The organism is Bdellovibrionales bacterium (genome assembly GCA_018266295.1).
Taxonomy (GTDB): domain Bacteria; phylum Bdellovibrionota; class Bdellovibrionia; order Bdellovibrionales; family Bdellovibrionaceae; genus JACMRP01.
Map to the genome: position 1 here is coordinate 355,478 of JAFEAQ010000008.1, position 12,239 is coordinate 367,716.

General features: G+C 47.0%; 7 protein-coding genes. 4 read left to right on the forward strand and 3 right to left on the reverse strand.

Annotated features, from left to right (window positions below):
* Positions 1–79 precede the first annotated feature (79 nt).
* The 3 genes from JSU04_07710 to JSU04_07720 form a co-directional block, all read right to left on the reverse strand.
* Positions 80–1,696, reverse strand: a complete 1,617-nt coding sequence (locus tag JSU04_07710; protein ID MBS1970179.1) for a phosphoenolpyruvate carboxykinase (ATP) — start codon at positions 1,694–1,696, stop codon at positions 80–82.
* Positions 1,697–1,855: 159 nt separating this feature from the next.
* On the reverse strand, positions 1,856–6,790 hold the full coding sequence (locus JSU04_07715) for a hypothetical protein (GenBank protein ID MBS1970180.1): 4,935 nt from the start codon (positions 6,788–6,790) through the stop codon (positions 1,856–1,858).
* A 4-nt stretch (positions 6,791–6,794) separates the two neighbouring features.
* Positions 6,795–7,637 (reverse strand): hypothetical protein, encoded by an 843-nt coding sequence (locus JSU04_07720; protein ID MBS1970181.1) that lies wholly within the window; start codon positions 7,635–7,637, stop codon positions 6,795–6,797.
* Between the two features lie 245 nt (positions 7,638–7,882).
* On the opposite strand from JSU04_07720, the gene JSU04_07725 reads away from it, so the two are divergent.
* The 4 genes from JSU04_07725 to JSU04_07740 form a co-directional block, all read left to right on the forward strand.
* Entirely contained in the window at positions 7,883–9,673 is a 1,791-nt protein-coding gene (locus JSU04_07725) for a hypothetical protein (protein MBS1970182.1), read from the forward strand.
* Positions 9,674–9,693: 20 nt separating this feature from the next.
* Complete coding sequence (gene rnhA / locus JSU04_07730) at positions 9,694–10,422, forward strand: ribonuclease HI (protein MBS1970183.1); 729 nt, start codon at positions 9,694–9,696, stop codon at positions 10,420–10,422.
* A 5-nt stretch (positions 10,423–10,427) separates the two neighbouring features.
* The gene (locus tag JSU04_07735) at positions 10,428–11,204 is read left to right on the forward strand and encodes an SDR family NAD(P)-dependent oxidoreductase (protein ID MBS1970184.1); all 777 of its coding nucleotides are present in this window, start codon (positions 10,428–10,430) and stop codon (positions 11,202–11,204) included.
* A gap of 424 nt (positions 11,205–11,628) precedes the next feature.
* Positions 11,629–12,239: hypothetical protein (locus JSU04_07740; GenBank protein MBS1970185.1), on the forward strand; the 611-nt coding region annotated here is incomplete at its 3' end.

The window sequence follows — 12,239 nt, forward strand, 5'->3', positions numbered from 1 at the left end:
CTTCCTACTTCCTGATAATCGAGGCTCTGCCTCGAGCTCCGCTTCCTGCCGGCCGTCCGGGCCGTCAGGTTCCTACTACTTAGTGGCGGAACTTTGCCAGCTGGTTGTTAAAGCTTTCTTTGAGAGTGTGGGCGACTTTTTGGTACTGCTCTTCGGAGCTCCAGGCTTTGATCGGATTGAGGATCTTGGCGCTGAGGTCGCGCACCTTTGTTGGAATCTTTAAACCAAAGAACGGCTCTTCGTAGAAGTCGGCGGAATCGAGTTCGTGATTCTGAATGGCGCGGATGATTTCACGCGTGACCGGAATCGGGAAGCGCTGGCCTTTGCCGGCGGCGCCGCCGCTCCAGCCGGTGTTGATCAACCAGATCTGAATCTGGTTCTTTTCAGCATATTCGGCAAAGAGCTTTGCATATTCCATCGGGTGTCTCAGCATAAACGGAGCGCCAAAGCACGGCGAGAAAGTGGCCTTTGGCTCTTTGACGCCAATTTCAGTGCCCGCAACTTTTGCGGTGTAGCCGAGAATAAAAAAGTCGACGGCTTGCTGCAGGCTTAAGCGTGCAACAGGTGGAAGCACACCAAAGGCATCAGCACTTAAGAAAAAGATATTCTTAGGAATTAAGCCTTCGCCGGTAGGAACGCGGCGATGAACAAACTCTAGAGGATAACTGGCACGGCCGTTTTCAGTGATCGTGGCATCATAAAAGTCGATTTCATTCGACTCGACATCCAATTTCACATTTTCAAGCAAAGACGAAAACTGGGTGGAGGCTTTGTAGATGTCAGGCTCATGATCCTGACTGAGACGAATCGTCTTTGCATAGCAACCGCCTTCAAAGTTGAAAAGGCCACGGTTAGAAAGCCCGTGTTCATCATCACCAATCAGTAAAGTATCTTCATCGTGAGACAAAGTGGTTTTGCCGGTTCCAGAGAGGCCAAAGAAAGCAAAAGTTTCGCCATGACGATTCATATTGGCTCCCGCGTGCATCGGCAAAATGCCTTCTTCCGGAGCCAGGAAATTCATCACCGAGAACATGCTTTTTTTGATTTCTCCGGCGTATTTCGTGCCGACAATCACCACACATTTATGTTCAAAGGAAGTGGCGATCACAGTGTCTGAGCGTGTTCCGTATTTAAAAGGATCGAGCTCAAAGAACGGCGCATGCAGGATTTTAAAGTTATCGTGAGCAAAGACTTGCTTGCTCTTAAACATATATTCTGTGAACAGAGCTGCGTGGGGCATTTCAGAGACGAAATCAATGTTCAAAGCAAAGTGATTGGCTTTTCCGATTGAGCGGGTGGTCGAGAACAGCTCCGGCAATCTATGGAGATAATTATGGACATCGCGGTAGAGAGTCTCAAAGATCTCTTCGCCCATGGGTTTAATATTATTTTCCCACCAGATTTTATTTTCAGTGTGCTCAGTGTGGACGACGTACTTGTCATCCGCAGCGCGACCCGTATGGGAGCCGGTCAGAACGACGAGTTCACCATGCGGGCCGAGTTCCGCTTGCTGCATGGAAATCGCTTTTTGCATCAAAAAGCTTTTCGAAGCGTTCTTGTATATCTGAGTATGCACCTCGGAGTTAGACAGCAAAAGGTCTTCGGCCGAAACCGGTGCTTCCTTTGGCGGGCGAATATCCCAGCCGTCGATTTTGTGAGTCACTTTAAATTGAATCGGATCATTAACTAAAGACATGGCATCCCTCCGTGATTAAACAGAATTACAGCTATGCCTCTATTTTGCCCAAACGGAAAATCAAAATCCGGGATATGACGAAAATGTCATTGGTCAAAAAGAAAAGGAGCCTGTTTTAGACAGACTCCTTTTAGAAAATTCTTAGTTTCTTCCAAAACTCTATTTTGCTCTGAGCTCTGGATTTGTCATTGCACTCAAGGTATTCAAAAACTCAACGTTTTTCATGATGATACCGTATGAAAGTTCCAGGGCATCGCCATTCGTTACTTTCTTAGCGGCCTGACCTAAATCAGCCAAGCCTTGAGTTTTTTCATTCTTCGCAAACTCTTCGCCGGCTTTATCCAAAGATGCGACCAAGCCTTTTTGAGCGATCGCGAACAATGGAAGGTTGTCAGCTAACTGAGAAGCATTCGCTACGAGTGGTTGAAGTTGATCAGCCATATCCGGGCGCAAAATTAATGTGAACGCGGCTTGGATCAATTGGTCATTCAAAGACACAATCGCATTCAACTGATTTTCGATCGTCAGGTTCGGATTTTGTTTCAACAACTCAGCCGATACCAATTCGCCGTTCTTGTTTAAGTCATTCAACTTCGCCAAAGTCTCAGCTTTTACTTTTGCTGCGTCAGCCGCCGCTTTGTCAGCAACGTCTTTCGCTTGATTTTTCGCCAAAAGAGCATTCAGTTGAGCCGCCGCCAATTTCTCCATAGACGGCTGGATCTGAGGAGTCTTTTGGATGAATGCGTTCTTCGCAGCCGCTACGTTAATAATATTGTTCGCAGCAACCGCGTTGTCGTTTGCCCAGTAGCTCAAACGAACCGCGCTTGTATTCGATACGCCCAATTGACTCAAGCTCACACGGTCTTTCAATGACTTGCCGAGGCTCGCACCCACTTTGAACATGTTTGCGAAGTTGTCTTCGCCTCTCAAAGTTGAAGATTCCAAGTTCAAGATACTGAAGATACCAGCATAAGCACGCATTGCTGAAGTCACGCTTGCCGTCGCATCAGAAATTGGTGACAAGTTTGCCTTGTCATTCGTGAAGCTAGGTTGCAATTGGTTCAACATAATTCCAGTAATAGTATTCATGTAGATACTAGTGTCCGGAGTCATGCCCAAGAGCTTCTCGAAATCAACAAACGAGAACTCGATGCTATTTGATCTGTATTTGTAAGCTGGGAAGCCCTTCATTGTCAGGAAGTTCATCGCCATCAGCTTATCTTGTTCAATACCGATCGTGTCGACACGGTCTTGACGGATCGCCAGAGTTTGCAGCGCACGTTTTTCAACAACCTCAACATCTTGAACTTCTTTTGGCTGACCATCAGCGCCTTTCACTGTGTAAGTGTAAGGAACCGCCATGAAACGAGCTGGATCTTGGAACAAGTTGTTCGCATCCGGAGTTTTGATCAGCTGGATGAAGAACAAGTAGATCTTTACGGACGCCTGAGCGTAGTCGCTGATCTCTTCTTGTGAAGATGCAGAACCCGTTACTAACTTAAAGAATAACTCGTCCATGAACTGACGCATTTCAAACATGTTCATGACACTGTTACCGGCTGCAGCGCTTGCAACGTCGATACCGAAGTTGTTGCGGTCCCAGCTGTGGTAGTTGTTCACGTAAGCATTTTCGTACTCAGCAATCATATTTGTGACGATCTCTACAGCCGATGTCCCAGTGTCGAAGCGTTGGCACACAGGCTCGTAACCGACATGGATATCCGTGCAGTACTTGTAAGGCTTCAATACGCCTGGGATCTGACGAATGCTGAAGTTATTCCAGCTCGTAGACGTGTCTTTAGGATCACGCTTACCAAGAATGTCAAAGACCGAGAGGTACTTGCCGTTGACGATGCCTTTGCCGCCGGATTGCTGGACGTATTCCGGTGTCGCTTCCAAGAGACCCAAGTGAGAAGCTCTCAAAGCATGGATGTCGTAAGTACCGATACCGTCCCAGTTAAAACCACCTGGCTGGAAGTAGTCCATGATCGAAGAGTAATTACGTTTCGAAGCAGAACCGTCTTCATTAGTAAAGTTTGCTTTATCGAATGAACCGATAAAGTTATGTGTCAAGCCCTGGGAGTGACCCATCTCGTGACCTAAGTCGAACATCAACATGATCTTCATAGCGTCTTTGAATGAAGCCGCAGTGAATTGGCGTCCCAACGGAGCATCTGAAGACAGACGGCAACCTGGAGAGCTTTTCATGCTTGCATTCATTTTCGAACGCATTTGACCGAAAGTAACCACACGTTGCAAGCGAGCTTTGTCCATATCAGATAGAGACTGCGCTTTTGCATTCAACATTTCTTGAGCAACCAAACCAGTCAATTCAGCATTGTCCAAGTTCGGAGTCTGAGACAACTGACGGATGACTTTTTCAACCCAAGAGCTTTCCATCGCAGATGGAGAGTATTGGAAGGAACCAGAGCCACCGACCGCTTTGATGTCACTCACGGTTTTCTGAGCAATCGATTTCATCTGGCTCAAGTTACGAAGGTTCATAACCGCGCTCATGTTAGCTTTTTGACCGCGAGCCAATTTCAGCATTGTGCTTGAAATTTGGTTTGCAGCTGCCGCTGTTTGTTCAGGAGTTGCTGTAGCGCCTTTGGCTTCAGCTTTTTTTCCTTCATCAGCCGCTTTTTGTTTTTCAGCCAACTTAGCCAAAGCTTGTTCGCGGAAAGCTTTCTTCTTATCAGCCCAGTCTTGGGCGATCTTCATGTTGCGCTGGTAAGTCGCAACGAACTTCTGAAGGTTTCCTGCGTAAACAATCAATTGGTCGGCAACAACGATACCCGAACGTGGGTTGTAACCCACTTGGGAAACGCCCAAGCTGCCGGTGTTGTCATTTACTTTGTTTTCGAAGTGGATGATGTTTCTATCCAAGTCACCAACGTGAGCTTCGATACCGTTTTCACCAGCTACTTGGAATTCAACGTAACGTTCTGCGCGTTCAAAGCGAGTGCCTTTGAATGCTTGTCTGTAAGCGAGGTCCCAACCGTTAACGATTTCACCGATAGCTTCGATGTACATCTTACGGAGTTCAGGATCGATCTCACCATTTCTGTTTTCAAGACCAGTCACTGTATAAAGCAACTTTTTACCATTACGGAAGTCCTGTACCACAGGGATGCTGTTTTCTTGACCATCACGGCCATAGATACCTTGATCCGTTGGGTTCAACTTACCGATAGTCCAAACACCATAGCCCAAGTCATTTTGAATTTTGAATGGAACTTGCGGAGCAAATGGCGCATTTGTAGAGCCGTCGTTGAACTTGAATGAAATACGCTCTTTCACTCGAGCTGTCGTCGAGTAGCTTGCAGTTCCATTGTAGTCGTTCACGCTGTAAGGGATGATGCAACCTGCATTCAAACCCACAGAGTAGTCGAAGCTGAAATTGAGGACGCCTTTGTCCAATCTCATGTCAACGTCTTTAACTTTTGTATCAGCAACAGATCTGATGCAACCTTCAGCGAGAACTTCGTAAGGAGAGAAGTCTGAAGACAATGTGTTTCTTGTCCAGTCAAGCTCGACGTATTCAGCATCCGTGCGAGTTGCAGGAACGATGCGTGGAATAGCGTATGGAGTGCCTGAAGCGTCTTTCAACTCACGTTTTTTATACGTGATAGGAATAGACATCATTTCTTCGTAAGAAGTCTCGTTAGAACCGCGTTTGAAATCAACGAGTCTGTCGGCTTTACGAACCACCAAGCGTGACTCTTCAAGCTCGAACTTAACGATTGTCAAGTTACCAGACATACCCGCTTCGAAAGGCACCGTCTCAGGAGCATCTTCCATCGTGCGTTTGAAGAAGAACTCTTTGTCTTTGATATCAATGATACGAACCGTTGTATTCGGGTCGAGTTCGTTATTGCTTTCAACCTTTTTAGGTTCAGTGTCTTTTGGGATCTGTACCAAGCCGATATTTTGGCCGGCAAGAACCGGTTTGAAATTCAATTTAGAGTCTTGGTTACCGTCGTAATCAACAACTGGCAATTCAGGACGCACGTAAGTCACGTCCACATCGTAACGGAGGATCAAGATACAATCAGCTTGCGCGTCTGCAGGCAATGCTTTCACAACATCCGCAGGGCAAGAGCGTACGTTGCCAGTGCCGCCGTTTTGCAATTGACGACGTTGAGAATCCGTCAAATCAGCTTTGCCGGATTGAGTGATCTCAAATACATGCAAAGATTTAGTATCGAGCAATGTCAAAACGCGGGCGTCTTGAGCCAAGTTCAAAGGAATTTGGAACTCGCTCGTCAAAGTGCCTGCTGTCATGATCTTGTTGTTGATTCGGTCCATCACGAAAGTGCGGTCCAAATCACCAGATTGAGATGGATCCAGGCCCACCGGCAAGCGGCCTTCTTTGGTCGTGTTCAAAACGATATGAGTTGCTTGAGACCAGTCCGTCTCAGTCAAATCCAAAGTCGAAGTATCTTCATTCAACTTGTTCTTTTGCTTTTGCAGAACACCGAACTTCGCGATCTTATATTTGAACAAAGGAATGAGCAAAGCACCGGCGCCGGATTTCTGGCTCAACAACTGAACCTTGCTGTCGCGGGCCTTTTGCAAAGAAGCAAGCAAAGCCTTTGCTTTTGCTCTGTCATCGTTCTTTTGCAATTGTTTTTGCAAAACGACTTCATCTTGAACTTGAGCCAATTGTTTTTCAAGAATAGTCAATTCATCTGGATTGTTGACGATCTTATAAGCTGTTACGAACTGCTTATCCACGGAGAACGTAATAGGATAAGTGTGATCCGTAAGACCTGTGATCTCAAGACCGCTGAACATGTATTTAAGACGGCTTGGAACCTTGACGGTGTCCAAAGCAACAACGCCTTTTTCAGCAGTGGCTTTTGATGCGTTTCCGAGGCTCAACTGACTGACGCTGTCGTCTGTTGCAACGCTATATTGAGTGTTTTCGGTTTGAGTTTCACCGAATTCACTAATAGCAAAAACAGATTTTTGCATCTCATATGGGAGCTCGGCATCGCGTGATTTCGTACAACCCACCGCGAACATCGCGAAGGCTAATACGGTCACCAGGGCCTTTGAGTACGGAAGCTTTTGGCTCATAGCGTTCTCCATTCCTTTAGTACTGCATGCTCACTTTGGCGTAGACCAAAGAGTTTTCTTCATCAATTAACTTATAGTTTGAGGAGTATCCGTCCTCTTTGAACACAGAACCACCGTTGGTGTGGCCGAGAGTGAAGGCAAAGTTTCTGCCGATTTCCACGGACGCCTCTTCGCTGTGTTCATACGATTCTTTCATGTTCCCTTGGTAGGTCCATGCATTGATATGAGTGAAATCGAGGTCAAACGAGAACAAACCGATGGAGTAGCCACCAGAAAGACCCTGTTTCGATGAGTATTGTTTAAGGACTGTTCCGTCCAAAGCCGTTTCGTAACGATGGAAGTTGCGATTAAAACTGACACTGCCGCCAAAACGGAAACCAGGAAGCAAAAGCTTTTCTTGTATAGAAGCCGAGAGCTTACCGGAGATCGCGGTTTGAAGATTTGTGTTTATTCTGGACTCTTTAGACTGAGGCAAAACAATAGTCACAGACGGTCTTAATTTAAAGCTCTTGAAATCCCAACCATTAAAAGATGTTGCCAAGGCAATATCGCCCATATCGGAGTTGCCAGGATCGCGGACATCATCAGAGAATGTGAAAACGGCAAGGGTTTTGCCGAAGCTCCAATTATAAGATGGAATCACCTCGAGATCGTTGGTCTCTTGGCGGTCGCCATCTTTATGATCAACAAGGCTAAAGGATTTAGAAAGACCGGCAGAGATGCCGAATGCCGGTGGAGTCTCCTTTGGAGAAGGAGGCCCAGCAAGTGATGTAGTAACAGATGCTGACACCGAGGTGCTTGACAGCATCAAACCACAAAATAGAGCAAAAAATGTTACACTCAACGTGCTAGTCCGCATATAAGTACTCTCCAACGGAAGATACTTCCGTCTTTGTGACTTATTGCATGGTACGGGCCATCTCATATAGGGACGAAATGCAACCAATGAGACCTGGTAAGAAGGACATGGCGAAGAAATAGACAGAGGACGATCTTTGGACTTTAGAAATCCTCGCATTCTTCAATGAGATACGTTATGCCTATTGCTCTACTGGTCTCATTTTGACACACTTAGAACCTGATAAGTTTTTTGGGGGGAAATCTTTGAATCGTTTGGTCATCTCATCTACGGGTAGAAAGCTTCTGACGCTGACGTTGTTGTTCAGCTCCGTAGTAACGTTGATAGTGACCGTGGTTCAGCTGTATTTGGATTTCAACAACGAAGTTGATCACCTCGATAAGCGCTTTCACGAGATCAACGATGTTTTGAGTGAGTCCCTCACAGCGTCCACATGGGCATTTGACCAAAACCAGATTCAAAAACAGCTCAAAGGGATCTTGCGATTCGAGCAAGTGGCTAAGGTTCACCTTGCGGTGGAAGGCTTCCGCGATTTCGAGTTTGCGAATAGCGTGTCCGCGGATGGCCCTAAGAAGACGTTGCCGCTGAACTACGTTGATGCCCGCGGGGCTCATGATATCGGTTTGCTGACGGTGACTTTTACCATGGAGCAAATCTACGGCGGCCTCATACAACGAGGCATGATCATGCTTCTGAGTAACTTCTTAAAGACGTTGCTCGTGAGTTTCTTCATTCTCTATATTTTTAATCGCCTCGTGACGAAACCATTCCAGCAACTTGCGGCCCGTGCGCGAGAAGCTTCGATTGCGCAGCTCGGTTTGATGCAGCCTCAGGATCTTGAAGGCAAAGCACAGTCCTCTAAAGGCCACAACGAGATCGACGAGATGGCGCACTCGATTTCATTGATGCACAGAAACTTCCAAGGTTCTTACCAAGCCTTGAAGATGAGTGAGAATCGCTTCCGCGATATCATTGCTGATAACTTTGACTACGTCTTCGAGACTAACACAACCGGTGAGTACACGTTTGTGAGCTCGAACGCGGTTGAGACCGATCCATTGAAGAAGCTTGTGGTGACCGGTCAGTCTCTGTTCCAGTTGCCGCTTGAAGAAGACCTCAAAGAGGCCTTGAAGGCGCAGGCGAAAATTCAGGACTACTCCTTGCCGTTCCCGCGCGGATCTGAGCGCCACTATTACAACCTCAATATCAATCCCGTATATGACCTTGATAATAAGTTCGTTGGCTACCGTGGTTTGCTGAGTGAAATGACTGAGACCGTGCTGGCGAAAGAACGCATCGAAAAGCAAGAGGATCAAATCCGTCACATTCAAAAGGTCGGTTTGATCGGGGAGCTTGCTGCGGGCTTTGCGCATGACTTTAATAATATTCTTGCCATCATCCTTGGCAACGTAGCGATTCTGAACAGAGTATCTAACGATAATCCGGCGATGACGAAATCGTTGACAGGCATTCAGAGCGCGACTTTGCGCGGTCAGAACTTGATTCAAAGAATCTTAACCTTTGCTCGCCGCCAAGGTGTAGAAACCAAACCGGTGGATTTGGCCTCGGTGATCAATGCTATGTCTGAACTCATCCAGGTAGCGGCTTCGAAGCGTACGAAAGTGACTTTGGATATACCGAATGGAATCTGGCAGGTGCGTGTGGATGTGAGCAGTTTTGAAAACGTGCTGATTAATCTCTCTATCAACGCCCGCGATGCGATGCCTGAGGGCGGGGATTTGATCATCCGCCTTGAAAATAAAACTCTCACTGAGAATACCGACTTCTGCGTTGCGGGTGATTACGTCACGATCGCGGTAGAAGACACCGGTATTGGTATTCCAAAAGATATGCATGAGAAAATCTTTGAGCCCTTCTTCACCACGAAAGAAGAGGGCCAGGGAACTGGTTTGGGCCTCAGCACAGTTTTGAACTTCGTTCAGCAAAACTATGGTGCCGTAACTGTGGACTCGGTTGTCGACCACGGTACAACCTTCACCATTTATCTCCCTCGCTATCAGGAAGCCTCTGCGTGATCTCGCAATTCAAAGACATCATTGTTTTCACAGACGGAGCTTGCTCTGGAAACCCAGGCCCTGGCGGCTGGGGAGCCGTTGTCGTTTTGCCCGAGGGGAAAGTGCAAGAACTCGGTGACGGCGATCGCTCGACCACCAACAATCGCATGGAGATTTCCGGTGTGTTGGGAGCTTTAGCATATTTAAAAAATATCCCGGGCGATGTGCGTATCTATACGGATTCTACTTATGTCATTCGCGGTATCACCCAATGGGTGTGGGGCTGGAAGCGTAACAACTGGCTGACTGCTGAAGGCAAAGAGGTTCAAAACAAAGATCTGTGGGAAGAGCTTTCGTATCTTGTGTACAAACGCAAAACCCTCGGCGAACTCTCATGGCATTATGTGCGTGGGCACACCGGCGTCCCCGGCAATGAACGCTGTGATGAAATCAGTGTCGCTTATTCAAAGGGACAAAGTTTCCGTTTATACAGCGGCCCTTTGTTGAAGTATGATCTGCCGATCTTGGATTTGCCGGAGCCGGAAGGCCTGCCTGAAATGAAGTCCTATAATAAGGGCGAAAAAAAGGCGGCGCATTCTTATCTTAGCAATATCGGCGGCGTGGTTTATCGCCACAAAGATTGGGGCTCCTGTGAGCGTCGAGTGAAAGGGCAGTCCGGAGCCAAGTTCAAAAAAACAATGTCCGCCAGCGAAGAGCAAGACGTTTTGAAATCCTGGGGTTTAGCTGGGGCTGTTATCAAAGAAGGATAGTGAGCATGGAAATCAAAGGCGCGCACATCATGATCACGGGAGCCAGTCGCGGAATTGGTCGGGCCTTTGCAAAGTCCTGTGCAGAAGATAAAGCGCATCTGCATCTTGTGGTTCGCAAAAAAGATGCCGCTCTTGTGAAAGAGATGGAAGAGGCCGGTGCTGAGTCCGTGACTTTGTGGACGGCGGATCTTTCAAGCCCCCATTCCATTGCGAAACTTATTGAAGCGACATCTGATTTAAAGCTCGATATTCTATTCAATAACGCCGGTGTTTTGACAGGCGGAGTTCTGGACAAACAGAGCGAAGAAGACATCGCTAATGTCTTTCAAGTCAACGTCATCGCCCTTGTGCAACTGACACGTGCCTTTCTTCCAGGAATGCTTCGACGTAAGCGCGGAAAAATCATTAATAACTCAAGTGTTTCGGCAATCATGCACATTCCAGGGGCCTCCACTTACAGCGCGAGTAAGGCAGCTGTCTTGGCTTTTACGGAATGTTTGAAAAACGAATTGCACGGTACGAAGGTGACGGCCCTCAGTCTCGTCACTCCGGGAATTAAAACCGGCATGTATGATGAGATCGCTGAAAAGTACGGCGATCATTTCGAAGAAATTCCTGGTGATGCTATCAGCCCGCAAACTTACGCGAAGATGATTCGTGAAGCCGTGCTCAATGATCTCACTCTCCTCGAGCCGCAGGGGCTTACCGGCGTGGGGTTGAAAATCGCTAAGTATATTCCTCAAGTCTTCGACTGGGGCGCTCGCCGTAAATTCAAGCGGTGATATCGCCTCCATCGCCCTCGCGGACTAGATATTTTTTTGTTTAAAATGGCCAGAAATGTTCCATATGTCTTTAAGAGGTACGCCCCGTGTGAGACAAGACTGGCGCGAAAATTAGGCCTGTTCCAGAAAATTCCATTCGACGAAATTTCAATTCTTTTTGACACATGTTCGAGCGAAAGGTGAAAAAAACTAGTTGGCCTTCTCAATCTCGGCCCGTTTTCAAGAGGAAGTCTTGTAATTTCGGCTCAAACAGACCTGTAATAGGGGGAAATTCTCATTTTGAGATGCGTCCATTGTCGCAAACGTCCCCATGTTCGAAAATTTAATCAAATTTCGATTGTATAGTTTCTGCACCGAAGTACTTAATAGAACACATATTTTTACCGATCTTTAACTCATGGGTTGTTGTAACAGGTTAAACTCCATGGTTGGTGGGTTCCAAATAAAGCGCCTTCTGCGTGCTTTAGGCCTGTTATTTGTTGTTGCCCTATATATCTCCTTCTCATTCCAAAACGCCTTTGCTGCCTCGGGCATCACCTACACCGGACGAATTTTTAAAGGTGATCAACCACTGGATAGTGGTGTTGTCCGCTTCGATGTTTGGGTAAAAACAAAAGACAACTGCGTGCTTTACTATGAACGCCGCAATATCGATATGACGGGTTCTAGTGGTACTTACGCATTTGAAATCGGTGATGCGAATATCATTCCTGGTTCACAGAGCTTTCCGCAATCAGGTATTCAAACCATTGGCGACATTTTTAATAATGCGAAGTCACGCGCTAATGGTGACGTTGATACAAGTCTTCCGTGTTCAACCTTCAATCCTACTTCAGATGAAGGCCGCTTGATGACAGTGTCGTTCACTCCGCAAGGGGAGACGGCGCAAGCATTGCCAGACTTAGCGATCACTGCGGTGCCTACGGCATTCCAGGCTTTCAATGCAAACAAAGTCAATGGCTATGGCACGGGCGATCTTTTGAAAGTAGATCCGACGGTTGTTCAAACGACATACGCCAATGGCGCTTTGACACA